A 25,204-nucleotide genomic window follows, 5' to 3' on the forward strand; every position below is an offset into this window, starting at 1 on the left:
CCGTCGGACGCGCCCGGCGGCACCCGGCCGGACTATCCGACGATGCCCTCGTCGCGGGCCCAGCGCAGCAGCTCCGCCTCGGCCTCGTCGCGGTCCAGCGGGCCGCGCTCCAGGCGCAGCTCCTTGAGGTGCTTCCAGGCCTGCCCGACCACAGGCCCCGGCGGTACGCCCAGCAGCTCCATGATGGCGTTGCCGTCCAGGTCGGGCCGGACCCGTGCCAGGTCCTCCTCGGCGGCGATGCGGGCGATCCGCTCCTCCAGCGCGTCGTAGTCGGCGGCGAGCTGGGCCGCCTTGCGCCGGTTGCGGGTGGTGCAGTCCGACCGGGTCAGCTTGTGCAGGCGCGACAGCAGGTCGCCGGCGTCCGCGACGTAGCGGCGCACCGCCGAGTCGGTCCACTCGCCCCGGCCGTAGCCGTAGAAGCGCAGGTGCAGCGCCACCAGCGCGGTGACCTTGGAGGTGATCTCCTTCGGGTAACGCATCGCCTTCATCCGGGCCTTGGTGAGCCGGGCGCCGACCACCTCGTGGTGGTGGAAGCTGACCCGCCCGTCCGAGCCCACCGCCTTCGTCGCCGGCTTGCCGACGTCGTGCATCAGCGCGGCCATCCGCAGGACGAAGTCCGGCCCCTCGGTCTCGTACGAGACGGCGTTGCTCACCACCGTCAGGGTGTGCTCGTAGACGTCCTTGTGCTGGGCGTGCTCGTCGATCTCCAGCTTCAGCCCGGTCAGCTCCGGCAGGAAGCGCTCGGCGAGCCCGGTGTCGACCAGCAGCCGCAGCCCGGTGATCGGGTCCGCGCCGCAGAGCAGCTTGGTGAACTCGTCGCGGATCCGCTCGGCCGTGATCCGGTCCAGGTCGGCGGCCATCCGGCTCATCGCCGCGTACGCGTCGGGGTGCACGGCGAAGCGCAGCTGGGCGGCGAACCGGGCCGCGCGCAACATCCGCAGCGGGTCGTCGCCGAACGACTCCGCCGGGGTGCCCGGGGTGCGGATCACCTTGGCGGCCAGGTCGTCCAGCCCACCGTGCGGGTCGGTGAACCGGTGCTCGGGCAGGCTGACCGCCATCGCGTTGATGGTGAAGTCGCGCCGCCTCAGGTCCTCGGCGAGGTCGGTGCCGTACTCGACGACCGGGTTGCGGCTGACCTGGTCGTACGACTCGGCGCGGAAGGTGGTGATCTCCAGCCGCAGGCCGTCGCGCTGACACCCGATGGTGCCGAACTCCCGGCCGGTCTCCCAGATCGACTCGGCCCAGCCGCGTACGACGCGCAGGGTCTCGTCGGGGTGCGCGTCGGTGCAGAAGTCGAGGTCGTCGCCGAGGCGGCCGAGCAGGGCGTCGCGTACCGAACCGCCCACCAGGTGCAGTTCGTGGCCGGCCCGCGCGAACCGGCGGCCCAACTCGTCGGCGACCGGGGAGACCCGGAGCAGTTCGGCGACGGCGTTGCGCTGCGCGGCGGTGAGTTCGCGGCGGTCGGCGGCGTGGGGAGCGGAGGCGTCGGACATGGGAGCGCCAGCCTATCGGTCCCGGCGGGGATGTGGTCCGCCGGGCGCGGGTGACGGGTGGCCGTTGACTATCGTCTGTGACGTGCCGGCCGTGCCCCGGCTCCGACGTACCTATCTGCCTTGGAGGCGACAAGATGAGCGGCGGTCTCTACCGCAGCGCGAACGCCGCCCAGGGCGGCGCCGCGCCCGGCCGGCCGTCGGACGGCGCCACGTTCATCTCCGCCGAGCCGCTCAACCAGCCGGCCATCGAGTCGGTCGCGCCGCCGCAGGAGCAGGTGGGCGAGGCCAGCGCCGCGGCCAACAGTGCGGTGATGGCGATGGGCAGCCTCGTCAGCCGGGGTACGGGTTTCCTGCGCAACCTGGTGATCGCGGCGGCGCTCGGCGGCGCACTGGTCGGTGACGCGTACACCACCGCGCAGATCCTGCCCGGAATGGTCTACGAGTTCCTGCTCGGCGGCGTGCTCACCAGCGTGCTGATCCCGGTTCTGGTGCGCCGGCGCAAGGCGGACGCGGACGGCGGCCAGGCGTACGCCCAGCGGCTGCTCACCCTGGCGGTGCTCGCGCTCGGCGTGGCGGCCATGCTCGCGGTCGCGTTCGCCTCGACGCTGACCTGGCTGTACGGCAGCGGCGAGTCGACCGGCGGCTACTCGGACCTGGTCACGGCGCTGGCTCGCCTGATGCTGCCGATGATCTTCTTCTCCGGCCTCAGCGCGCTGATCAGCGCGGTGCTCAACACCCGGGGCCACTTCGCCGCCCCCATGTGGGCGCCGATCCTGAACAACCTCGTGGTGATCGGCACCGCCGGCCTCTACATCGCCGTGTTCGGCGCGGAGATCATCCGGCCGGAGGAGATGACCACAGGGCGGATCCTGCTGATCGGCGGCGGCACCCTGCTCGGCGTGGCGATCCAGGCGGCCGGGCTGCTGCCGGCGCTACGCAAGGTGGGTTTCCGCTGGAAGCTGCGCTTCGACTTCCGTGCGTTGGGCCTGCGCGAGCTGGGCCGGCTCGGGATGTGGATGATCTGCTACGTCGCGGTCAGCCAGATCGGCCTGATCGTGTTGTTCAACCTGCTGAACCGGGCCGGCCGGGAGAACGCCGCCGGCCCACTGATCTACAACAACGTCTTTCTGCTGCTGATGACGGCGCACGGCATCATCGCCGTCTCGATCATCACCGCGCTGATGCCCCGGATGAGCGCGGCCGCCGCCGACGGCCGGTACGCGGATCTGGCGGCCGACCTGTCTCGGGGCGCCCGGACGGTCACCGCGGTGCTCGCGCCGATCGCCGTCTGCTATGCCGTCCTCGCCACCCCGATCGCGTTCACCCTATTCCGGCACGGCGCCTTCACCGCGGACAACGCCACCGCGACCTCGGTGGTGCTGCTCGCCGCCGCGCTCGCCCTGGTCCCGTTCGCGGTCAGCCAGCTCTTCACCTTCGCCTTCTACGCGCTGCCGGACACCCGCACCCCGGCGCTGATCAACATTCCGGTGGTGGCGCTCCGCATCGGGGTACAGATCGCGCTCTTCGTGGCTTTCTCGCCGAGTTTCGCCGGCGCCGGCATGATGATCGGCAACGCCGTCTCCTACCTGGCCGCCGCCATCGTCTCCGCCTGGTTGCTACGGCCCCGGGTGGGCCGGATCGGCCTCGGCGAGATCATGCGGACCGGCGGGCGGGTCGCGGTCGCGGCGATCGGCGCGGCGGTGGTCGGTCTGATCGTGGTCAAGCTGCTGCCCGGCGACGACACGCCGACCCTCCTGGAGGCCATCGTGCAGCTCGTGGTCGGTGGCGCGGTGATCGGCGGAACGTACCTCGGGCTGGCGATGCTCCTGCGGATCGGCGAGATCACCGAGGTCGTGGGCATGGTCCGCCGTCGGCTGGGCCGCTGACAGCAGGACGTCGGACGACACGCGCGGGGCGACGGACAGCCCCACTTCGGTCGACCGGAGCGCCCAGGAGGGACTGCACTCTCTGTGAACGAGGATCACCAGCCTGGGGATGCGCCTGTGGATAACTCCGCGATCCAGCGCTCAGCCACCGGATCGGCCTGTGGATAACCAACCGTACGGCTGAGCATGGGCGGCCCGGTCGGCGGGAACCCGGCGGCGTCGGCGCGATCCGCCGTACCGGCTGGCCCCTCCCTTCGGGTGCTTGCGGTCGACCTCTAGATTGGCCAGTACATGTGCCAGCAACGTGGCTGACAACGGGCGCAACCGGACAAGCTGGTTGCCTGCCGGCAGCTCTGCCCGGGAGCGGCGCGAAGATGACATGTCGGGGAGACGGCCAACCCGGGTAAGGTCGCTCTCGACGGGTACGGCAGGCGCCGACGCTCCGCGTCGACACCGGTCGGCCGGTTCCTTCGAAGGCAGAGCGGGAAGCCACATGCCCAGCAGCGCGGGTCCATCGATCGACACGATCACCGAGGGAGGACGGGTGACCCAGGTCGGCGAAGGTCAGGAGGCGGAGGAGAGCGCTCCTCAGGTCATGACCTTCGGTGCTCCCACGGCCGGTGAGATCCTCGCCGAGCGTTACGAGCTGGTCGAGCACATCAACAACGACAGCGCCGGTCGGCTGGTCTGGCGCGGGGTCGACGTCATCCTGCGCCGTCCCGTCGCGGTCGTGCTGCGCTACCCGGGTGGCGACTCGGCCACCGAGATGCTCCAGGGCGCCGTCGCGGCCAGCCGCGTCATCCACCCCAACCTGGTCGGCGTCTACGACGCGATCGACGAGGCCGAGCGGGCGTACGTGGTGCGGGAGTGGGTCGACGGGCAGTCGCTGCGCGAACTGGTCGCCGACGGCCCGATGGACCCGGTCCGCGCCACCGCCATCGGCAACGCGGTCGCCAGTGCCCTCGCCGCGGTGCACGCCACCGGCATGGTGCACGGCAACGTCCACCCCGGCACGGTGATGATCAGTGACGACGGCCGGGTGGTGCTGGCCGACGCGCGTACCGACGGCGCCGACAGCCAGCAGAGCGACGTCCGCGCGATCGGTGGGATCCTCTACTTCGCCCTGACCGGGCACTGGCCGCACGCCGAGGCCCCACTGCGGGGCGCCACGGCCGGTCACGGCCGGGCCGCCATCCCCGACGCCGTCCGTGACGAGGCCGGCGCGATCGCCGCTCCCCGGCAGGTCCGGGCGGGCGTGCCGGCGTACCTCGACGACCTCACCATGGACCTGCTCGACGCCGAGATCGAGCCGCCCTCGTCGGACGTGCTCGCGGCCGAGCTGGCCCGGCTGGACGTGCCGGCCGACGAGCATTTCCTCGACAACGGCGGCCCGCTGCGCTTCACGGCCGACACCGGCGAGGAGCCGTCGCCGCTGGCCGCCGCCGGCGGACGCAAGGTCGCGATCGGCATCGCCGGCCTGCTGGCGGTCGCCCTGGTCGGCCTGCTGATCGGAATCACCACCCTGGGCGGCGGTGACGACGGCCCGCAGACCAACCCGGTCGCCGCGCCCTCGTCCAGCGCTCCCGGCGACGACACCACTCCCGCCGCCGTCACGGCCGGGCCACTGAAGATCAGCGCCGCCCGGATCATCGACCCGGAGGGCGACCGGACCGAGGTCAGGAACGCCGACAGGGTCTTCGACGGCAACGAGGACGAGGGCTGGGAGACCCAGACCTACCGGGGACGCGCCAACTTCGGCAACCTCAAGAAGGGCATGGGCGTCTGGATCGACCTCGGCGGCGAGCACACCGTCAGGTCCGTGCAGGTCCTCCTCTCCGCCCGGGGCGCCTCCGCTCAGCTCTACGCCGGCACCACCGACCGGCCGTCGTCGTCCTCCGGCGACGCCCAGCTCTTCGCGGACTACAAGAAGACCGCGATCGGCCAGCCGTTCGAGGAGCACGAGGGCACCAAGATGACCTTCAACGGCTTCAACGCCGACCAGAAGTACCGCTACCTGTTGTTCTGGATCACCGAGCTGCCGCCGAGTGACGGCGGCTACAAGCTCGGCGTCCAGGAGATCACGGTCCAGGGGTCGTGAGCTGGCCACCCCGCTCCGGGCACCGCATCCGCCGGACGTGGTGATGGGCGCACGCGGGGAACGCGAGACCGGTGGACCGGTGGGTCCACCGGTCTCGTCGTCGGCGCCGCCGTCCGCAGCGGCGGACCTCGACCTCCTGCACGCCCACGCGGGCGGCGACCCACACGCCTTCGCCGAGCTCTTCCACCGGCACCGGGACCGGCTCTGGGCGGTGGCCCTACGCACGCTCGGCGACCGCGAGGAGGCCGCCGACGCCCTCCAGGACGCCCTGCTGTCCGCCCATCGGGCCGCCGGCCGGTTCCGGGGCGACTCGGCGGTCACCACCTGGCTGCACCGGATCGTGGTGAACGCGTGCCTGGACCGGATCCGCCGCCGCCAGGCGCACCCCACGGTGCCGCTGCCGGACGGGGTCCGCGACACCGATTCCGGCACCGGGGGCGTCGAGCCGGCGGCGCCCGTCCAGGACCACGACACGGCGCTCGTGGTCCGGCAGGCGCTCGCCGAACTGCCGACCGAGCAGCGGGCGGCGCTGATCCTGGTCGACGTGCAGGGCTATCCCGTCGCCGAGGTGGCCCGGATCCTCGGCGTGGCCGAGGGAACGGTCAAGAGCCGGTGCGCCCGGGGCCGGTCCCGCCTGGCGAGGCAGCTCGGTGACCTGCGCCCGCGCCCCACCCCGCAGCAGGCAGAGCCTCGGCCCACCCCGCAGCGGACCGAGGAGCAGGCCACTCCGCGGCGGGCCGAGCCGGCCCCGACGGCGGGTCCGAACGTGCCGACCGTCACCCGAGGGAACCCACGGTCGCCTCAGGGCGTCCGATCGGGGTCGGGACGGTCTCGGCGTGATGCCCACCAGGAGGACGCGTGACGGCCGGGGGGTTCAGGGAGGTCGACCACGACCTGCTCGCCGACTACCTGGGCGGGGCGCTGGACGGCACCCCGGACGAGGATCTCGTCGCCCGGCTGGTCGACGAGGACGCTGACTGGGCGCAGGCGTACGCGCTGCTGGGCCCCGCCGTGGCGGACGTCCGCGCGGGCCTGGCCGCCTGGGGCTCCGCCGCACCCGAGATGCCGACCGACGTCGCCGACCGGATCGTCGCCGCGTTGGCCCACGCCACCGCGGCCGGCAACGACACCGACGCCGCGGCCTGCGAGCCGGGCAGCAGCTCCGAGCCGGTCCTCTCGGGGAAGGGCCGCTCCGAGCCGGGCCCTTCGGGGTCAGGCCGCGAAGGGGCGGGACACGACGGAGAACCCGCCGAGGCACAGCCGGCGGTCATGACGGGCGTCGGCGTGGTGCCGACGCAGCCGCTCGGCGGGTCCGGGAGACGGCCTGCCGGCGTACCCCGGTCGGAGCCCGGCCCCGGCGGGACCACCGGCCCGGGTCGACGGCGGCGCCGCTGGAACCGGCTGGCCGGGCCGGTCGCGCTGGCCGCCGTGTCGATCGCGGCGGTCGGGCTCGGCGTCAGCCAGTTCTCCGGGAGCCGGCAGACGGGCGGAGCCGCGGACACGGCGTTGCCCGACACCGCGCACCGTGAGGAGGCCGGCCCCGCCGCCGCCACGCCGTTCCGGGTCACCGGCGAGCCCTCGGTACGCAGCGGGACGGACTACACGCCGGAGTCGCTGGCCGCCCTTCCGGCGTCGCCGAAGTCACGGCCGTACACCGCCGCTCCGCCGGTGGAGCAGCCCGGCGTTCAGGCGGAGGGCGGGCGGCGACCCGACTCAGCCGTCGGGCTCGAACGGCTCACCGACCCCGCCGCGCTGGGCGCCTGCATCGGCGCGATCACCGCCGAGCACGGCAACGGTCCGCTGGTGGTCGACGTGGTCGACTACGCCCGTTTCCAGGGGCGCCCGGCGCTGATCGTGCGCTTCACCGACGCCACGGGAGCAGGATGGGCCTGGGCGAGCGGGCCGGAATGCGGTGTGCCCGGGTCCGGCTCGGACAGCCGCCACCGAACGCGGGTAGGGTGACTTCGCAGCCACCGGGCGGATGACCGTCCACGTGACCTGACCCACCGGATGACCGGTTCGGGAATCCCCGGTTCGTACGATGACGTTCTGCACATCGAAGTGCCGGCACGGTGGGGCGTCGGCATCGGATCGGCATCGGTGCGCGCCGATGGCGAACAACACAATCGGGAGACGGCAGTGGACGAGGTCCGCAACCTGATCATCATCGGCTCCGGGCCGGCCGGTTACACGGCGGCGGTCTACGCGGCGCGCGCCAACCTCAAACCGCTCATCATCGAGGGCGTGCAGTCCGGCGGTGCGCTGATGACGACCACCGAGGTGGAGAACTTCCCCGGTTTCGCCGACGGCATCCTCGGGCCCGAACTGATGGACAACATGCGCAAGCAGGCCGAGCGGTTCGGTGCGGAGTTCCTCACCGACGACGTGACGCGGGTCGAGCTCAAGGACACCGGCAGCCTGGGCTCCGACGCCGTCAGCACCGTCTGGGTGGGCCAGACCGCGTACCGGGCGAGGGCGGTCATCCTCACCACCGGCTCCGCGTGGCGTCCGCTCGGCGTACCCGGCGAGCAGGAGTACCTGGGCCACGGCGTCTCGTCCTGCGCGACCTGTGACGGCTTCTTCTTCCGCAACCAGCACATCGTGGTCGTCGGCGGCGGTGACTCGGCGATGGAGGAGGCCAGCTTCCTCACCCGCTTCGCCGACTCGGTCACCATCATCCACCGCCGGGACTCGTTCCGAGCCAGCAAGATCATGGCCGAGCGGGCGCTGGGCAACGACAAGATCAAGGTCGAGTGGAACACCGTGGTCGAGGAGATCCTCGGCGACGACGGCAAGGTCTGCGGGGTGCGGGTACGCAACACGCACACCGGCGAGGCGAAGGTCCTCGACGTCACCGGCGTCTTCGTGGCCATCGGCCACGATCCGCGCAGCGAGCTCTTCCGGGGGCAGGTGGAACTGGACGACGAGGGCTACGTGAAGGTCGAGGCGCCCAGCACCCGGACCAGCGTGCCCGGCGTCTTCGCCGCCGGCGATCTGGTGGACCACACCTACCGGCAGGCGATCACCGCCGCCGGCACCGGCTGTGCCGCCGCGCTGGACGCCGAGCGGTTCATCGCCACGTTGCAGGACTGAACAACCGAACACATCGGAGGAGAGGGTCATAGTGGGAGCAACGAAGTCGGTCACCGACGCGAGTTTCGCCGCCGACGTGCTGAAGTCCGACAAGCCGGTCCTGGTGGACTTCTGGGCCGAGTGGTGCGGTCCGTGCCGCAAGGTGTCGCCGCTGCTGGAGGAGATCGCCGGCGAGATGGGCGACCAGGTCAGCATCGTCAAGCTCAACATCGACGAGAACCCGGAGACCGCCCGCGCCTACCGGGTGATGTCGGTCCCGACCCTCACCGTCTTCAAGAACGGCGAGCCGGTGCAGTCGATCGCCGGTGCCAAGCCGAAGGGCGAGCTCGTCAAGCTCATCGAATCGGCGCTCTGAGCAGCACCGACACGCGTCGACCCCGTACCCGGTCCGCCGGGAACGGGGTCGGCGCGTTTTTCGCGACGTAGGACACCCGGAGCCCTCGGAGCGCATAACCTCAACCCGGGGCCGCCCGGCCAGCAACCGTCCGTGCAGAGGGGGTCGTGCGTGCGTCCGATCCGACCCGGTGACCGTGGACCCGCGGTGACCGAGATCCGTACGGTGCTGACCGGCCTCGACCTGCTCACCCCGACCGTGCCGGACGCCGACGAGTTCGACACGCACACCGAGCGGGCCGTGCGGGCCTTCCAGCAGTCCCGGGGGCTCAGCGTGGACGGCCGGGTCGGTGCGGAGACCTGGCGGGCCCTGGACGCCGCCCGCTGGCGGCTCGGCGCCCGCACGCTCTACCACGCCGTTCCGGAGCCACTCACCGGTGAGGACGTCCGTTCGCTGCAGGAACGACTGCTGGAGATGGGGTACGACGTCGGGCGCGCCGACGCCATCTACGGCGTACGGACCTCCCGGGCGGTCGCCCAGTTCCAACGGGAGGTCGGGCTGACGCCCGACGGCTCGTGTGGTCCGCACACCATGAACGCGCTGCGCCGGCTCGGCCGCAAGGTCGTCGGCGGGCGGCCGCAGTGGCTGCGCGAGTCCGACGCCATCCGGCAGTCCGGGCCGACGCTGGTGGGCCGGACCGTCGTCATCGACCCCGGGCACGGGGGTACCGACCCGGGCGTGCTGGTGCCGGACGGGTCGCTGCGGTGGACCGAGGCGGATCTCGTGCACGACCTGGCCAGCCGGTTGGAGGGCAGGCTCGCCGCCTCCGGCGTCCGGGTGCAGCTCACCCGCGGGCCGGCCCCGGAGGAGTGCCTGCCGGACGTCGGCCGGGCGGAGCTGGCCAACTCCCTCGGCGCCGACGTGTTCATCTCGCTGCACGTCGACGGGCACCCCAACCCGGAGGCCGAGGGGGTGGCGACCTACCACTACGGCACCGACAACGGGGTGACCTCGGCGACCGGGGAGCGGCTGGCCGGGCTGGTGCAGCGGGAGATCGTCGCCCGCACCGGGCTGCGCGACTGCCGTACGCACGCCAAGGCGTGGGACCTGCTCCGGCTGACCCGGATGCCGGCCGTACGCGTCGAGGTCGGCTACCTCACCTCACCCGCCGACCGGAGCCGGCTGGTCGACCCCCGGTTCCGGGACCGGGTGGCGGAGGCCATGGTCGCCGCCGTGCAGCGGATGTACTTCCCCGTCGAGCGGGACGTGCCCACCGGCTCGATCGACGTGAGCGAGCTGCGGGCGGTGGTGGCCGCCGGCACGGTGGTGGACTGACACGGTGGTGGATCGAACCACCCGCCGTCGCCCGGCCGCCGGTCGTGACGTGCCGGCCGCCTACCGGTCGGGACGCCTCCGGCACGCCCGGGACCGGGTCAGCCGGCGGTCGAGCGGGTGGCGGGGGCCGGACGCACCGGGCGGAGCAGCGTCTCGGGGCTCATCGAGCCGAGCAGCTTCTCCAGGGCGTACTCGACGTCGGACTTCCAGCTCAGCGCGGTACGCAGCTCCAACCGCAGGCGCGGGAAGCGCGGGTGCGGGCGGACCGTCTTGAAGCCCACGGAGAGGAAGAAGTCGGCCGGGGCGACGCAGGTGCCGGCGGGGTCGGCCGCGTCGCCGAACTTGGCGTCGCCGAACGCCTCGATCGCCTTGATGCCGCGCTTGGTGAGGTCCCGGGCGACGCCCTGGACCAGCATCCGGCCCAGCCCGCCGCCGGCGAAGGCGGGCACCACGTTGGCCGTCATCAGCAGCGCGGCGTCGGCGGATACCGGGGAGGTGGGGAAGGCCATCGAGCGGGGTACGTACGCCGGCGGGGCGTACAGGACGAAGCCGGCCGGCATGCCGTCGACGTAGACGAGTTTGCCGCAGGAGCCCCACTCCAGCAGCGTCTGCGAGACCCACGCCTCCTTCTCCAGCCCCGGGTCACCGGCCGCGCAGGCCCGATCGGCCGAAACCGGATCAAGCTCCCAGTAGACACACTGGCGGCACGGACGGGGCAGGTCCTCCAGGGTGTCCAGGGTCAGGCTGACCAGACGTCGCGACATTGGTGCATCCCCACACTAGGCTCGGAGGTGAGACCGGCACGGAACGACAATGCCGCCTTCCTACCCCCGACGAGCGATCGTACGCCGCAAACGGACGCTGCGGGAGGGGACGCGCGAAGGCCCCTCCCGCCGAGGGGCCGGCGAGGTCCGCGATGTGGACGCCGGCCACCGTCGCGGTGGCATTTTGGCAGGCTGCGACTAGGATCGACAACCGGCGTCCCGCGTCGCCATGGTCGCCGGTGTCCCGGAAACGCCGAGGCGGGAGCCACCCGAGCAGCCATCGAGGTGATGTCATGACCGGCACGACGCTCGACGACTACACCGACCGGTACGCCCGCCGGGTGCGGGGCATGACCGCCTCGGAGATCCGCGCGCTCTTCGCGGTGGCCAGTCGGCCGGAGGTGGTCTCGCTCGCCGGCGGCGCTCCATACATCGCGGCGCTGCCGCTCGACGCGGTCGGCGAGATGCTCGGCCGGCTCGGCGCGGAGCACGGTGCCACCACCCTCCAGTACGGCATCGGCCAGGGCACCCTGGAGCTACGCGAACGCATCTGCGAGGTGATGGCCCTCTCCGGCATCGACGCCGCGTGCGGTGCCTCCCCGGACGACGTGGTGGTCACCGTGGGCGGTCAGCAGGCCCTCGACCTCGTGGCCCGGCTCTTCCTCGACCCGGGAGACGTGGTCCTCGCCGAGGGCCCCACCTACGTCGGCGCGCTCGGGGTGTTCCAGGCCGCCCAGGCGCAGGTCGCACACGTGCCGATGGACGACGACGGGCTCATCCCGGAGGCGCTGGAGGCCGCCATCGCCGAGTTGGCGCGCGCCGGCCGACGGGTCAAGTTCCTCTACACCATCCCGACCTACCAGAACCCGACGGGCGTGACGTTGACCGAACAGCGGCGGGAGCGGGTGCTCGACATCTGCGAGCGTGCCGGCCTGCTCGTGGTCGAGGACGACCCGTACGGTCAGCTCGGTTTCGAGAGTGAGGCGCCGGCACCGCTGCGCGCGCGGCGCCGCGACGGGGTCTTCTACCTGAGCACCTTCTCCAAGACCTTCGCCCCCGGCCTGCGGGTCGGCTGGATCCTCGCGCCGCATGCCGTCCGCGACAAGCTGGTCATCGCCAGCGAGGCGCAGATCCTCTGCCCGAGCGGCTACGCGCAGGCCGCCGTCTCCACCTACCTCGGCACCATGCCCTGGCGGGAACAGCTCAAGGTCTACCGCGAGGTCTACCGGGAACGGCGCGACGCGATGCTCGCCGCACTGGACGACCTGATGCCCGCCGGCACGACCTGGACGACGCCGGGCGGCGGGCTCTTCGTCTGGGCGACCCTGCCCGACGGCCTCGACTCGAAGGCGATGATGCCCCGGGCCATCGCCGCCCGGGTGGCGTATGTGCCGGGCACCGGCTTCTACGCCGACGGCACCGGCACCGGCAACATGCGGCTCAACTTCTCGTTCCCGTCCCCGGATCGGATTCGCGAGGGCGTGCGCCGGCTGGCCGGCGTGATGGAGCAGGACATCGCCATGCGGCGGGTCTTCGGCACGGTCGGCCGCCCCGGGGCACGACGCGGGCAGGCCGGCTCGGACACGCCGGGACCCGACTTGGCATGATTCCGGCATGGTTTCCACCGCTGCCGAACGTTCCGTCGTGACCGACCCCGCCGTCGCCGCCGACCTGCGGGTGCTGGTGCTCGCCGGCGGGCTCTCCTATGAACGTGACGTCTCGCTGCGGTCCGGGCGCCGGGTGCTCGACGCGCTGCGGGCGGTCGGCATGGACGCCGAGTTGCGCGACGCCGACGTGACACTGCTGCCCGCCATCACCGCCGATCCGCCGGACGCCGTCGTGATCGCCCTGCACGGCGCCACCGGCGAGGACGGATCGCTGCGCGGCGTACTCGACCTCTGCGGCATCCCGTACGTGGGGTGTGACGCCCGCGCGTCGCGGCTCGCCTGGGACAAGCCCTCGGCGAAGGCGGTGCTCCGCGAGGCCGGCATCCCCACGCCCGACTGGGTCGCCCTTCCGCACGACCGGTTCTCCGAGCTGGGCGCCGTGGCGGTGCTGGACCGGATCGTCGAGCGGCTGGGACTGCCGCTCATGGTGAAGCCCACCCAGGGCGGTTCGGGGCTGGGCGCCGCCGTGGTCCGGGACGCGGCATCCCTGCCGGCCGCAATGGTCGGCTGCTTCGCGTACGACTCGACGGCGCTGGTCGAGCGGTACGTGCCCGGCATGGACGTGGCGGTCTCCGTGGTCGACCTGGGCGACGGTCCGCGCGCCCTGCCCGCGGTGGAGATCGTGCCCCGCAACGGCGTGTACGACTACGCCGCCCGCTACACCGCCGGCCGGACGACCTGGCACACGCCGGCGCGGCTGGATCCGGAGGTGGCCGCTACGGTGGCCGACGTCGCGCTGGCCGCGCACACCGCGCTGGGGCTGCGCGACCTGAGCCGCGTCGATCTGATCGTGGACTCCGCCGGGCAGCCGCACGTGTTGGAGGTCAACGTCTCGCCGGGGATGACCGAGACCTCGCTGCTGCCGCTGGCGGTCCAGGCCGCCGGCCTCGACTTCGGCAGGATGGTTGGAACCCTGGTGTCTCGCGCCGTGACCCGGCGTCCCTGACCGTACGCCCCCCCACCGGCGACCGCCCGCCGTGTGGCCGGTGCGTCGCGGGCTGTCCTCAGGCCACCGGTCCGCTGCGCGGCTGTCGTCACGCCGCCGGACTGTCGCGCCATCGTGGCCACGCCGGGGTGCATGGCCACCCGGGCCGCCGCAGGGGTGGCGGCACGAGGGTGGCGGCACGGGGTGGCGGCACGGGGTGGCCTTCGGGCGGGTGGCCCAGCCGTGAGGGCACGCGCGGCCCCGGAGGCCACTTCGGGCGCGTGCGCGGGGCGGCCCTCATGTCCGCGCCTGCACGAACCGGGCGGTGTCCCGGAGGACCCCCTCGGAGGGTCGGCGCCTGCGCGGCTAGGCGTCTGATCGCCCGGCGTCGGTGGCGGGCCTCTCGCCCGCTGACTCCTCTGCCGGCGGGGTTTCCTCGGCGGACTCGATCACCGATACCGCCTCACCCTCCATCGGCTCGTCCTCGACCGGGGACTGCCCGGTGAAGCTGGAGGGCGTCTGCCACTGGATGCGCGGCGGCTCGGCCAGCGGGCGACCCCCGAACTCCGCCAGCCAGGCCGCAACCATGGCGAGGTTCTCTCGCCATTGCGCCTCGGAGATGGGCGGCAGGATGGAATCCCACAGGGAGAGGAAGGTCCCCCGCAGCTGAAGCTGCCCGTAGGGCCGGGCCAGGAACCACATGTGCAGGTGCGCCGAGCCGTCGCCCCAACGGTTCACGTGCACCCGGGCGACGCCGTCGAGGGAGCGGATGGCCCGTTCCAGCCGTACGGTCATCACTCCCAGTTCGGCGGCGAGCAGATTCGGCAGGTCGCCGAGATCCAGGTGCGAGCGGGATTCGAGGATGAGCACCATCGGCAGCCCGGTGGGGCGGTCCATGGCGCGTACCCGCCATCTCTCACCCACCCAGATATAGGCGTCGTCCGGGGCATTGCAGGCCGTGCAGTCCCGGTGCCCCTCGCCCTTGCGCGGCGGCTCGACCGGGACCGGGTCATCGAGTTGCCTGACACGAAGGTCGCCCTCGAAGGGAAAGGACGGCCACTGGGTGAAGTCCGGAACGGAGGCAGGGATGTCGTGCACGACGCTGACACTAACCGGTTCCGGCACCGCTGTCCCCACCCGAACGATCGACGAAGCGGCACCGCTCCGGCCGTCACGCGGGAACGGGGGGCGACTTTATCCACAGGCATGCCAGACATCCACAGGCTGATGAGACCCCGGACACACGCCGTCATCCACAGGCTGCCACCCCGTTCCACGCGGGGTTTCACGTGAAACGGGGTGGCCTGTGGATAACCCCTGTGGATAACTTGGGCCCCGAACCCCACAGGCTTGGGCCAGAACGATCCGCTCGGTTCCACGTGAAACCAGAGAACGCCGAATGTGGTCCGCCTGCACCTGCGACCCCGTGCGGCACCTTTCCCCGTCCCTCGCGATCGCCGTTCCGTGCCGTCCCTGTGGCGCCGCCGTTTCCATCGCGCCCTCGTGACCGCCGGGCTTCCCTGTCGCCGACGCCGTCGTCGTGGTCGTCACGGCCGTCGTCGTGGTCGCTGTCGTCAACATCGTTACCGTCACCGCCGTCGGCCGAAGCCGGGGGCACTCATCTGTCGGGCCTGCGTCGTCGCCGCAGAGCTCCCGGGGGTGACCGCCTCCCACAGCCCGACGTTCGAGGGAACCCCGAGGGGAGTGCCGCGACCGCGACAGACCATCCTTCCGCACGGGGGCGGAACGGCTTGGAAGGCACGGGCCGACGTGGCCCGGCGAGACCGACCAGCGCCACACCGGTCGGCCGCCCAGTCTTCGACCGGTGCGGCCACCGTCAGCCTGCTCGGGCTGAGGCCCGCAGGACGCTCTGACGGCCGAGGGTCCAGGGGGAGGGCAGGGATACGCCGATCGTGCAACTCGTCGAGCGGCAACGTGAGCCACGTCAGCGAGGCAGTGGCGTAGCAGCTCCGCTCTTGAGAGCCGACCCGAGCCCTCGCGATCGGTCGCGGTCGAGCTTCGGCACCCTTCGGCCCTCTGCCGGTTCAGCCGGAGCGCAGAACGCAGGCACCGGGTCCCGTTTCACGTGAAACGGTCCGCTGGCTCGAGAGCTGCCTGGACTTCGCCTCACGGTTTCACGTGAAACGCCGCGCCTTCCGTGACCGTGATTCCCTGCACCGACACACCGAGAACACCCACGCCGGCGCCGGCGGCGCGGCTGGTGGGCGCTGCGGCTGGCGAGCGCAGCGGTGGACAGCGCAGCGGCTGGTGGCGCTACGTGAAGCCAAGATGCCGGCCGGTGCCTCGATTCGCGCTACACGGATCGGCCGCGTGATCCCTGGGATCACGCGGCCGGCGATGCTGCCGTTCGCACCTCGATACCGGAGCCGTCACGAAGTCGGACCGCGGCCTACACCGGTCAGGCCTCCGGCTCCTCCTCCTGCCCGACGCCGATGAGGCCGACGATCCGCTCCAGGTCGTCGACCGTAGCGAACTCGATGGTGATCTTGCCCTTGCTTCGGCCGATGTCCACCTTCACGCGGGTGTCGAACCGGTCGGAGAGCCGATCGGCCAGATCCGTCAGAGCGGGGGCGTGCGGCTTCGGGCGGCGCTTGGCCGCCTCCTTCCTGCTCGTACCGTCGCTCAGAGCCAGCGCGACGATCTCTTCCGTCGCGCGGACCGAGATGCCCTCGGCGACGATCCGGAGTGCGAGCTGTTCCTGCGCCTCGGGCTCGTCGAGGCTCAACAGCGCCCGGGCGTGCCCGGCGGAGAGGACGCCGGCGGCGACCCGCTTCTGTACCGGTGCCGGCAGGTTGAGCAGCCGGATGGTGTTCGAGATCTGCGGCCGGCTTCGCCCGATGCGGCGCGCGAGTTCCTCGTGGGTCGCACCGAACTCGTCGAGCAGTTGCTGGTACGCGGCGGCCTCTTCCAGCGGGTTCAGGTTCGCCCGGTGGATGTTCTCCAGCAGGGCGTCGCGGAGCATGGCGTCGTCGCGGGTGTCCCGGACGATCGCCGGAATGTTCTCCCGCCCGACGGCCTGGGCGGCACGCCAACGCCGCTCGCCCATGACCAGCTCGTACTTCTCCTCGTCGAGCTGGCGTACGACGATCGGCTGGAGGAAGCCGACCTCCTGGATCGAGGTCTTCAGCTCCTCCAGGGCGTCCTCGTCGAAGACCTGGCGGGGCTGCTTCGGGTTGGGCACGATCGCGTCGACCGGGATCTCGGCGAACCGGGCTCCCGGCACCGGGCTGAGCACCGGCTGCGGCTCCGGCTGTGGCTCCGGCTGCGCCGCTACGGGCGGGCTCGACACGGCGGGCGTCGGCTCCGTCGTGGCGCCGCTTGCGGCACCCGCCGGCGCCTCAGCGCTCGCTGGCGACGCGACGGTGGTGGTCGGCTCCACCACAGCGGCCGGCGCCGGCCCGGTCGGGATGAGGGCCCCCAGGCCCCGTCCCAGCCCGCCCCGCGGACGGTTCTTCATGCCACGCCTCCCAGCGACTGTTCCGCACTACGCATTCCGGCCCACCGGCTCCTTGACGCCACGCTCAGCGATCTCCTGGGCGGCTTCGAAGTAGCTCGTCGCCCCCCGCGATCCCGGATCGTAGGTCATCACGGACTGGCCGTAGCTGGGTGCCTCCGAGACGCGGACGTTGCGGGGGATGACCGCCTGGAGCACCTTGTCGCCGAAGTGGTTCCGCACGTCCTGCTCGACGGCGTCAGCCAGCCGGGTACGCCGGTCGTACATGGTCAGCAGGATGGTGGAGACGTCGAGCTTGGGGTTGAGGTGCTGGCGAACCAGGTTGATGTTGTTGATGAGCTGGTTCAGCCCTTCCAGCGCGTAGTACTCGCACTGGATCGGAATGAGCACCTCCTGCGCGGCCACGAGCGCGTTGACCGTGAGCAGGCCGAGCGAGGGCGGGCAGTCGATGAAGACGTAGTCGAAGTGGCCGGGATAGGCGTCGATCGCCCGGGACAGGCGGGACTCTCGGGCGACCACCGACACCAGCTCGATCTCCGCGCCAGCGAGGTCGATCGTCGCGGGTACGCACCAGAGGTTGGGGATGCCCTCGACGCCCTGGGCGACCTCCTCCAGCGGCACGCTGTTGATCAGGCAGTCGTAGACGTCCGGCACGCCGGTGTGGTGTGGGACGTTCAGCCCGGTGGAGGCGTTGCCCTGCGGGTCCAGGTCGACCACCAGCACCCGGTTGCCGTGCAGGGCGAGCGCCACCGCAAGGTTGACCGTGGTCGTGGTCTTTCCCACGCCGCCCTTCTGGTTCGCGACGCACATGACCCGGGTCCGTTCCGGTCGAGGCATGGTCACCTCGCCACTCGGATTAAGGATCTGCACGGCGCGCATCGCCTCCATAGCCAACGGTGGGTCATCCTCTTCGCGCGTCGGGGTTTCACGTGAAACGTACGCGGCCTCGGCCACGACGGCTCCCTGGGAGCCGGTCGGGGTCGCGGACGTGTCGGGAACGGAAACGGGTTCGGGGGCCGCGTCCGGCACGGAGTCCGGGGTGGGCTGCTGCGGTACGGCGGACTCGAAGCGGGCCGAGGCCGAGGCGTTGCGCCGGATCGGGATCACCCGGCCGCCGGGTGAGTTGCCGGCTCGCGGCACCTCGGGAGCGTTGCGCGTCGACGAGGGCTCCGGCCCGGCCGCCTCGACGTCGGACGACCGGACGGACGAGTCCCGGCCCGGTGTCCGGAGCGACGCGCCCTGGAACGGCCCGTCGGGCGACCAGCCCGGGTAGTCGGTTTCACGTGAAACGGGGTCGCCCGCTGACCCGGTCACGCGTGGATCGTCGTGCCTTCCGTCGTCATGCACCTGTCATCCCTGCCCGCTTCGGATGGTCGGTCCGCACCCCGTCAACTGGCCGCACGCGGACGCACCGCGGAGCGTACGGCCCGGCGGGAGCGGCGGGCCCGGTGAACGTCCGTTGCCGCCCGCTCCACACTATCGACGCGCAGCCAGCCTACGGCTCACGGGCGCAGCCGGTCCACGTCGGGTTCTCATCCTTCCGTCCACCCGTACCGGTTCAACGACGCAACCGTCGACCGGGAAGCCGGTACGCGCACATCCGGCACGGCGTTCGAGCGGGACTCAGTGCCGCCGGGACCGGCCGCCTCGCGACCTCTTCGGGGCCTTCGGCCGGGCCGGGCCGACCATCCGCTTCCGTACGATCTCCACCACCGTCGTCGGCGGATCGAGCACGCCCTCGCCGCAGCGGTGCACCTCGGGCTCGCCGCCGCCGAGCCGGGCGACGGTCTGCGCGTGCTCGGCAACCTCGTCGGCGGCGGACGCGCCCTTCAGGGCGATCAGCCGGCCGCCCGACACGGCCAACGGCAGGCACCACGTCGAGAGCCGGTCCAGCGGCGCGACGGCGCGCGCGGTGACCACGTCCCCGCTCAACGGGCCGAGGCCCGTCGACCCGGTCGCCGCCTCGTCGGCCCGCCCCCGGAACACCCGGACCATCTTCGCCAGCCCGAGGTGCTGCACCGTCTCGATGAGGAAGGAGGTACGGCGGGCGAGCGGTTCGATCAGGGTCACCGTCAGATCGGGTCGCGCGATGGCCAGCACGAGGCCGGGCAGCCCGGCTCCGGAGCCGACATCGAGCACCGTCGCCCCCTCCGGGATCCGCTCGGCGACCGCCGCGCAGTTGAGCAGGTGGCGGTCCCAGATCCGGGGTGCCTCGCGCGGACCGATCAGGCCGCGGACGACGCCGTCGGTGGCGAGCAGTTCGGCGTACGCGGCGGCCAGGTCGAGCCGGTCGCCGAAGAGGGTGCGCGCCGCACCGGCCAGCTCCGGCGGCAGCACCGCCACGGCCGGAGACGGCGCGGCCCCGGGAGCCGGGGCAGCGGACGGCACGTTGTCGGGGTCTACGGGCGGCTCGGGCCGGACAGGCGACGGCCCGGGCGGCGTGCCACCCGGGCCGTCCACGGCACCGGCCGTGGTGTCGTCGTGGGTCACCCGGTCAGTCCGCGGGCCGGACGATGATGCGTCGGTTCGGCTCGACGCCCTCGGACTCGCTCTCCACGCCGCTCATCGCGTTGACGACGTCGTGCACGCACTTGCGCTCGAACGCGGACATCGGCTCCAGGCGCACGGGCTCGCCGTACTCCTTGACCTTCTCCACGGCGTTCTTGGCGACGGCGGCGAGTTCCTTGCGGCGGGTCGCCCGGTAGCCGCCGACGTCGAGCAGCAGCCGGCTCGGGGTGCCGGTCTGCCGGAAGACGGCCAGCCGGGCGAGCTCCTGGAGTGCCTCCAGGGTGGCACCGCGCTGGCCGACCAGGTTCTGCAGGCGGCCGCCGACCACCTCGACGACGGGGCGACCGCCGGAGACCAGCTCGTCGATGTCGCCGTCGTAGTCGAGGATGTCGAGCAGGCCCTCGACGTAGTCGGCCGCGATCTCGCTCTGCCGGAACAGCTCGCTCTCGCCGACGGTCTTCTTCTCCTTGGGGCTCGACTCCTCGTCGTTCTCCTCGGGCTCGCCGTTCGCCGCGGTCGGCTCAATCCCCTCCTCGTCCAGGGACTCGTCGGCGCGGGGGGTGCTGGTGTCGGTCACGGTCTCATCTCCGTACTCGCTCGGCCGGACCGTCGGGTCCGCTGGTTTCCCGGGGCCGGCGGGAGGTCGCCGGTGTCCACGGGCACGTCTGTCGTACGGGCCAGTCTCGCCCGTGGGCCGCGCCGCGCGCGGCGGTTCCGCCCGGCGCCGGCCGTACGGCGGCTGCACGGTGCGGAACGGGCCGCCGTCGGTCTACCGACGGCGGCCCGGATGTCCTCAGCCCTGCCGCTTGGCGGGGCGGCTCTTCTTCTGGTTGACCGGCTTGACGCCCGGCTTGGGGCCGGCGACCTTGGGTGCGACCGGCTTGGCCGGGGCCTGGGGGGCCGCCTTGGCGCGACCCAGCAGGCCGCCGGTCTTCGCCGGCTGCAGGGGGTTGCGGGCCGAGGTGCCCGGCTTGCCGGCGGCGGTCGGCGGCGGCGGGAACTTCCGCAGCACCCACTGCTGCTGCGCCAGCGTGAAGAGGTTGTTGGTGACCCAGTAGATGATCACACCGATGGGGAAGATCGCGCCGGAGATGAGCAGCGACAGCGGGATGCCGTAGAGCATCAGCTTCTGGATCATCCGCTGCTGCGGGTCCTCGGCCCAGCCGGTCTTGAGGATCATCTGACGGCTGGTGAGGTAGGTGGTGCCCATCATCACCAGGACGAGGATGCCGGCAATGATCTTCACGGTGGTGCCGTTGGCGCCCAGCCGGGACAGTTCCTCGGCGGTGGAGCCGAACTTGCCGGCGATCGGGGCGGTGAAGAGCTTCGCCGCCGAGGCGCTCTCGAACTGGCCGAGCGTCCAGCCGTAGAGGGTCTTCCCGGCCTCGCTCTTGTCCGGGTTGAGGCGACGGAGCACGTGGAAGAGGCCCAGGAAGACGGGGATCTGGAGGAACATCGGAAGGCAGCCCATGAGCGGGTTGGCCTTTTCCTTCCGATAGAGCTCCAGCGTCTCCTTCTGCAGCGTCTCCCGGTCACCCTTGTGCTTCTCCTGCAGCGCCTTCACCTTCGGCTGGAGCGCCTGCATCGCCCGCTGCGACTTGATCTGCTTGACGAAGACGGGGAAGAGGATCACCCGGACGGTGACCACCAGGAAGATGATGGCGAGGATCCAGGCCCAGTTGGTGCCGATCACCGCCGCGTCCGGCACCCCGATGGCGTCCCAGGCCCCGTGCCAGGCGAGCAGGATCCACGAAATCGCGTAGTAGATCCAGTCGAGACTCAATTCTCAGGCTCCAGTCACATCGGCACGGCGGCGGCCGCCCGGCTCCGGCACCGGGTCGTGTCCACCTGGGTGGAAGGGGTGGCAGCGCAACAACCGCCGGGCCGTCAGGCCAACTCCCCGGATCGCGCCGTGCACCGCCACCGCCTCCAGGGCGTAGGCACTGCACGACGGGTAGAACCGACAGCGGGCCGGCAGGGCCGGACTTATCCACCGACGGTACGCGACGATCGGCCCGCTCAGCACCCGGGCACCGATCGTCGCCGGCCGGGCCCCGGTCGATCCGCTGGTCACCGGGACCGCCGCCCACGGGGCGCCTTCGCGGCGGCGATCGCCGCGTCCAGATCGGCACCGAGTCGCGGGTACGACGCGTCGGCCGCGGCTGGCAGCGCCCGTACGACCAGGGTGCTGCCGGCGGGCAGGGCGGCCAGCCGCTCGCGGACCAGGTGTCGCAGGCGACGCCGGACCCGGTTGCGGACCACGGCGTTCCCGACGGCCTTGGACACGACGAAGCCGGCGCGGGCCGGTGCGGAGGGTTGCTCCGTACCGTTGCTCCGCGCCGGCTCCGGCGAGGTTGCTGTCGCGAGGTCGGGGGTCGTCGGCTGGCTCAGGTGGACGACGACGGCGCCACGGCCGGCGCGTCGACCACCCCGGACCGCTGCGGCGAAGTCAGTGCTGCGCCGCAGTCGCTGTGCGGCCGCCAGCACGACTGCCCACGTCCCCCGGACCTGACCCGGTCGGCCCTCAGGCCGACAGGCGGGCGCGGCCCTTGGAGCGACGGGTCGAAAGGATGGCGCGGCCGGCACGGGTGCGCATGCGCAGCCGGAAGCCGTGGGTCTTCGCGCGCCGGCGGTTGTTCGGCTGGTAGGTGCGCTTGCTCACGTCAGGCTCTCCGTTTTCGTACGCCCCGGGCGAGGGGTCGCCGGGATCGTGTGGTGGTCCAGGCCACCTCGGCGGTGGCCCCCGATCGGTGCTGTCCGGCGGCGCGGGAACCTCGGCGATGCGGGGAAGCGACCGCGGACAGCAAGCACCTATCACCCTAGCAGAGGGGGAGAGAGCAGCCATTCCAGCCTACGCAGGGCGGCAACCACCGTCAAACAATCCCAGCAGGGCGGACACCGGGCCGCCGGGGCGACCGATGCGGCGGTTTTCGCTGATGTCGCCAAGGGTCGGCGCGCGTCGGCGGTTGATGGCGCGCGGACAACGCTGTTACCGTGCCCGATTGCGGTCAGCGTCGAAAGGTCCGGTCGTCGCCGGCGGGCAAGACCGGACAAGGTAGTGAATCGTTCGGCACGGTGAACCCGCTTCAGCGCCCGTTCAGGCAGGGGGCAGGTCCGACCCGCGTCCGGCGGGCGGCCACAATCGGCACGTACACAGGCTGTGGATAACTTGTGGACGAGGGCCGGTCGGGCCGCCCGGTGGGTGTCGTTCCACCCGCGCGTACGTGGCGGGCCCGGGACGGCCGACCGGAGATGACGGCGGCGTCGGCGGAGCAGAGGCGAGGGGGTGGCACGACGGTGACCGGTACGACCGACCTTGCCGCGGTGTGGACGGCGACGACCGACGAACTCGCCGACGAGATCATCTCCGCGCAGCAGCGGGCGTACCTGCGGCTGACCCGGCTGCGGGCCATCGTCGAGGACACCGCGCTGCTCTCCGTCCCGGACGCCTTCACCCGGGACGTGATCGAGTCCCGGCTGCGCCCGGCGATCACGGATGCCCTCACCCGCAGGTTGGGTCGGCCGATCCAGGTCGCGGTGACCGTACGCGTGCCCGAGGACGGCTCCGGCCGCCCGGCGGGAACGGTCTACCGCAGCGTCCACGAGACGGGATCGACCGACCACGACGGAAGGCCGCTCGACCACCTCGACCCACCGGCCGGGTTCGACGCGATGGGCGGTCAGCGGGACGGCGGGGCCTTCCACGACGGCCAGCCTCCGCTCATCCCCGGGCAGGCGCACGGCCAGCGGCGGCCCGACGCGCCGAGCCCGACGCCGGACGACGGCGGGCACCGGCCGGGCGACCGGGGCGGGCAGGAGGCCCTGTTCAGCACCGCCTTCGCCGAGCCGCAGCGGCCCGACCGGTCGCCGCTGCGGCACCCGGGCGAGCATCGGGGCTACGACGAGCGGACCGCCCGGCTGGACCCGCCGGCCACCGACGCCCGGGGGTACGAGCCCCGCTACCGCGAGGATGCCGTCTCCCCCCGGGACCAGCACGTGATCCGGGCCCTGCCCCGCGACACCGGCACCGACAACGGGCCGGGGCGGGGTGGCCCGGATCATCACCGGCCCGGCGGCCGGGACGACCGCCGGCTGCCGGGCGCCGACGGCGGCGGCAACCGGCTCAACCCGAAGTACATGTTCGAGACGTTCGTCATCGGCTCGTCCAACCGCTTCGCCCACGCCGCGAGCGTCGCGGTCGCCGAGTCGCCCGCGAAGGCCTACAACCCGCTGTTCATCTACGGCAGCTCGGGGCTGGGCAAGACGCACCTGCTGCACGCCATCGGGCACTACGCCACGACGCTGGGCAACGCGCGCTCGGTCCGGTACGTCTCGACCGAGGAGTTCACCAACGACTTCATCAACTCGCTCCGGGACGACAAGACCAGCGCGTTCCAGCGGCGCTACCGCGACGTCGACATCCTGCTGATCGACGACATCCAGTTCCTGGAGAACCGCGAGCGCACGCAGGAGGAGTTCTTCCACACCTTCAACACCCTGCACAACGCCAACAAGCAGATCGTGATCACCTCCGACCGGTCGCCGAAGCAGCTCGCGACCCTGGAGGACCGGCTGCGTACCCGCTTCGAGTGGGGGCTGCTCGCCGACATCCAGCCGCCGGACCTGGAGACCCGGATCGCGATCCTGCAGAAGAAGGCGGCGCAGGAGCGTCTCTACGCCCCGCCGGACGTGCTGGAGTTCATCGCGTCGCGGGTGTCGAACTCGATCCGGGAGCTGGAGGGCGCGCTGATCCGGGTCACGGCGTTCGCCAGCCTGACCCGCTCCACCGTCGAGCTGGCGCTGGCGGAGGAGGTGCTGCGGGACTTCATCCCCGACGGCGCCGGGCCCGAGATCACCGCCGACCAGATCATGGTCTCCACCGCCGACTACTTCGGCGTGAGCCTGGAGGACCTGCGCGGCCACTCCCGCTCCCGGGTGCTGGTGAACGCCCGCCAGGTGGCCATGTACCTGTGCCGGGAGCTGACCGACCTGTCACTGCCCCGGATCGGGCAGGCCTTCGGCGGCCGCGACCACACCACCGTGATGCACGCCGACCGCAAGATCCGCCAGCAGATGGCCGAGCGTCGCTCGCTCTACAACCAGATCGCGGAGCTGACCAACCGGATCAAGCAGAACACCTGAGCGACGGCTTCAGGTCGCGGCGCGGCGACGGACGCGCCGATCCGAAGCCCTCGGTCGCATACCCCCGCCGCCCCGGCGGAGAGGGCGACGGGACGCGCCCGGCCGGACCATCGGCCGGGCGTTCTTCGTTCTCCACGACCCGTCCGGCTCGACTCTCGACATGGTGTGCGCCACAGCATCGCAGCCGTGTCCGTCCACGACCCGGATCGTTGTCCACAGCTCGTTGTCCACCGCCTGTGGAAAACTACCGTCCGTCCACGTCGCGGTTACCCACAGGCTGTGGACAAACCCTGGGGACGACCTGTGGACGCCTGTGGACGCCTGTGGACGACGTCGCGAGTTTTCCACCGACGCCGGTCGGCCTGTGGGCAACCTGTTGAAGGTTCTGGGGACGACGCCGTCCGTACGGCATCCGCCTGTCCACAGGTCTGGGGAGAAAGTCGGTGGATAACCGGTGGATAACCGGTGGACGACGGTGGACAAC

Annotated in this window: 21 protein-coding genes and 1 pseudogene; 11 read left to right on the forward strand and 11 right to left on the reverse strand. The window is 72.1% G+C overall.

Annotation, left to right across the window (positions count from 1 at the left end; translation table 11 throughout):
• Nucleotides 1-32: 32 nt before the first annotated feature.
• Nucleotides 33-1,493 carry a CCA tRNA nucleotidyltransferase gene (locus KBX06_RS13035; protein WP_210834769.1) on the reverse strand — a complete coding sequence of 487 codons (1,461 nt, stop codon included), beginning with the start codon at nucleotides 1,491-1,493 and terminating at the stop codon, nucleotides 33-35.
• A gap of 134 nt (nucleotides 1,494-1,627) precedes the next feature.
• On the opposite strand from KBX06_RS13035, the gene murJ reads away from it, so the two are divergent.
• The 7 genes from murJ to KBX06_RS13070 all read left to right on the forward strand — a co-directional run bounded on the left by murJ (nucleotide 1,628) and on the right by KBX06_RS13070 (nucleotide 10,239).
• Nucleotides 1,628-3,379 carry a murein biosynthesis integral membrane protein MurJ gene (gene murJ, locus KBX06_RS13040; RefSeq protein WP_210834770.1) on the forward strand — a complete coding sequence of 584 codons (1,752 nt, stop codon included), beginning with the start codon at nucleotides 1,628-1,630 and terminating at the stop codon, nucleotides 3,377-3,379.
• Between the two features lie 493 nt (nucleotides 3,380-3,872).
• Nucleotides 3,873-5,477 carry a protein kinase family protein gene (locus KBX06_RS13045; RefSeq protein ID WP_210834771.1) on the forward strand — a complete coding sequence of 535 codons (1,605 nt, stop codon included), beginning with the start codon at nucleotides 3,873-3,875 and terminating at the stop codon, nucleotides 5,475-5,477.
• Nucleotides 5,478-5,520: 43 nt separating this feature from the next.
• Nucleotides 5,521-6,339: an RNA polymerase sigma factor SigM gene (gene sigM / locus KBX06_RS13050; RefSeq protein ID WP_210834772.1), complete on the forward strand. Its 819-nt coding sequence runs from the start codon at nucleotides 5,521-5,523 to the stop codon at nucleotides 6,337-6,339.
• The gene (locus KBX06_RS13055) at nucleotides 6,336-7,439 is read left to right on the forward strand and encodes a hypothetical protein (protein WP_210834773.1); all 1,104 of its coding nucleotides are present in this window, start codon (nucleotides 6,336-6,338) and stop codon (nucleotides 7,437-7,439) included. The genes sigM and KBX06_RS13055 overlap by 4 nt, the downstream gene beginning before the upstream one ends.
• A gap of 177 nt (nucleotides 7,440-7,616) precedes the next feature.
• Complete coding sequence (gene trxB / locus KBX06_RS13060; protein WP_210834774.1) at nucleotides 7,617-8,570, forward strand: thioredoxin-disulfide reductase; 954 nt, start codon at nucleotides 7,617-7,619, stop codon at nucleotides 8,568-8,570.
• A 31-nt stretch (nucleotides 8,571-8,601) separates the two neighbouring features.
• Nucleotides 8,602-8,925 carry a thioredoxin gene (gene trxA, locus KBX06_RS13065; protein ID WP_092381342.1) on the forward strand — a complete coding sequence of 108 codons (324 nt, stop codon included), beginning with the start codon at nucleotides 8,602-8,604 and terminating at the stop codon, nucleotides 8,923-8,925.
• Between the two features lie 150 nt (nucleotides 8,926-9,075).
• Nucleotides 9,076-10,239 (forward strand): N-acetylmuramoyl-L-alanine amidase, encoded by a 1,164-nt coding sequence (locus KBX06_RS13070; protein ID WP_210834775.1) that lies wholly within the window; start codon nucleotides 9,076-9,078, stop codon nucleotides 10,237-10,239.
• Between the two features lie 98 nt (nucleotides 10,240-10,337).
• Here the strand turns inward: KBX06_RS13070 and KBX06_RS13075 are convergent, their stop codons facing one another.
• Nucleotides 10,338-11,003, reverse strand: a complete 666-nt coding sequence (locus tag KBX06_RS13075; RefSeq protein WP_210834776.1) for a GNAT family N-acetyltransferase — start codon at nucleotides 11,001-11,003, stop codon at nucleotides 10,338-10,340.
• Nucleotides 11,004-11,296: 293 nt separating this feature from the next.
• Here KBX06_RS13075 and KBX06_RS13080 point away from each other — a divergent pair, with 293 nt between their 5' ends.
• Together KBX06_RS13080 and KBX06_RS13085 are read left to right on the forward strand one after the other, a co-directional pair.
• A complete protein-coding gene (locus tag KBX06_RS13080; protein WP_210834777.1) occupies nucleotides 11,297-12,610 on the forward strand; it encodes a PLP-dependent aminotransferase family protein in 1,314 nt (437 codons plus the stop codon).
• 7 nt (nucleotides 12,611-12,617) lie between these two features.
• A complete protein-coding gene (locus tag KBX06_RS13085; RefSeq protein WP_210834778.1) occupies nucleotides 12,618-13,616 on the forward strand; it encodes a D-alanine--D-alanine ligase in 999 nt (332 codons plus the stop codon).
• 404 nt (nucleotides 13,617-14,020) lie between these two features.
• On the opposite strand, the pseudogene KBX06_RS13090 reads toward KBX06_RS13085, so the two are convergent.
• The 3 genes and pseudogenes from KBX06_RS13090 to KBX06_RS28365 all read right to left on the reverse strand — a co-directional run.
• Nucleotides 14,021-14,693: pseudogene (locus KBX06_RS13090) on the reverse strand (hypothetical protein); the annotation flags it as partial.
• 1,321 nt (nucleotides 14,694-16,014) lie between these two features.
• Entirely contained in the window at nucleotides 16,015-17,073 is a 1,059-nt protein-coding gene (locus tag KBX06_RS13095) for a ParB/RepB/Spo0J family partition protein (RefSeq protein ID WP_210834780.1), read from the reverse strand.
• Nucleotides 17,074-17,100: 27 nt separating this feature from the next.
• Nucleotides 17,101-18,177, reverse strand: coding sequence for a ParA family protein (locus KBX06_RS28365; RefSeq protein ID WP_307854620.1), 1,077 nt, complete (start codon nucleotides 18,175-18,177; stop codon nucleotides 17,101-17,103).
• Here KBX06_RS28365 and KBX06_RS28460 point away from each other — a divergent pair.
• A complete protein-coding gene (locus KBX06_RS28460) occupies nucleotides 18,059-18,343 on the forward strand; it encodes a hypothetical protein (protein WP_210834781.1) in 285 nt (94 codons plus the stop codon). The two genes, KBX06_RS28365 and KBX06_RS28460, sit on opposite strands and share 119 nt — an antisense overlap.
• 350 nt (nucleotides 18,344-18,693) lie before the next feature.
• Here KBX06_RS28460 and rsmG read toward each other — a convergent pair whose 3' ends face one another.
• The 6 genes from rsmG to rpmH all read right to left on the reverse strand — a co-directional run bounded on the left by rsmG (nucleotide 18,694) and on the right by rpmH (nucleotide 22,240).
• The gene (gene rsmG, locus KBX06_RS13110) at nucleotides 18,694-19,560 is read right to left on the reverse strand and encodes a 16S rRNA (guanine(527)-N(7))-methyltransferase RsmG (RefSeq protein ID WP_210834782.1); all 867 of its coding nucleotides are present in this window, start codon (nucleotides 19,558-19,560) and stop codon (nucleotides 18,694-18,696) included.
• 4 nt (nucleotides 19,561-19,564) lie between these two features.
• Complete coding sequence (locus KBX06_RS13115; RefSeq protein WP_210834783.1) at nucleotides 19,565-20,155, reverse strand: R3H domain-containing nucleic acid-binding protein; 591 nt, start codon at nucleotides 20,153-20,155, stop codon at nucleotides 19,565-19,567.
• Nucleotides 20,156-20,371: 216 nt separating this feature from the next.
• Nucleotides 20,372-21,361 (reverse strand): membrane protein insertase YidC, encoded by a 990-nt coding sequence (gene yidC / locus KBX06_RS13120; RefSeq protein WP_210834784.1) that lies wholly within the window; start codon nucleotides 21,359-21,361, stop codon nucleotides 20,372-20,374.
• Between the two features lie 3 nt (nucleotides 21,362-21,364).
• The gene (gene yidD / locus KBX06_RS13125) at nucleotides 21,365-21,604 is read right to left on the reverse strand and encodes a membrane protein insertion efficiency factor YidD (RefSeq protein WP_210834924.1); all 240 of its coding nucleotides are present in this window, start codon (nucleotides 21,602-21,604) and stop codon (nucleotides 21,365-21,367) included.
• Nucleotides 21,605-21,648: 44 nt separating this feature from the next.
• On the reverse strand, nucleotides 21,649-22,065 hold the full coding sequence (gene rnpA / locus KBX06_RS13130; protein WP_210834785.1) for a ribonuclease P protein component: 417 nt from the start codon (nucleotides 22,063-22,065) through the stop codon (nucleotides 21,649-21,651).
• A 37-nt stretch (nucleotides 22,066-22,102) separates the two neighbouring features.
• Nucleotides 22,103-22,240: a 50S ribosomal protein L34 gene (gene rpmH, locus KBX06_RS13135; protein WP_089002791.1), complete on the reverse strand. Its 138-nt coding sequence runs from the start codon at nucleotides 22,238-22,240 to the stop codon at nucleotides 22,103-22,105.
• A 635-nt stretch (nucleotides 22,241-22,875) separates the two neighbouring features.
• On the opposite strand from rpmH, the gene dnaA reads away from it, so the two are divergent.
• Nucleotides 22,876-24,720, forward strand: a complete 1,845-nt coding sequence (dnaA, locus tag KBX06_RS13140) for a chromosomal replication initiator protein DnaA (RefSeq protein WP_210834786.1) — start codon at nucleotides 22,876-22,878, stop codon at nucleotides 24,718-24,720.
• Nucleotides 24,721-25,204: the final 484 nt, after the last annotated feature.

The organism is Micromonospora sp. C31 (assembly GCF_018070575.1).
Taxonomy (GTDB): domain Bacteria; phylum Actinomycetota; class Actinomycetes; order Mycobacteriales; family Micromonosporaceae; genus Micromonospora.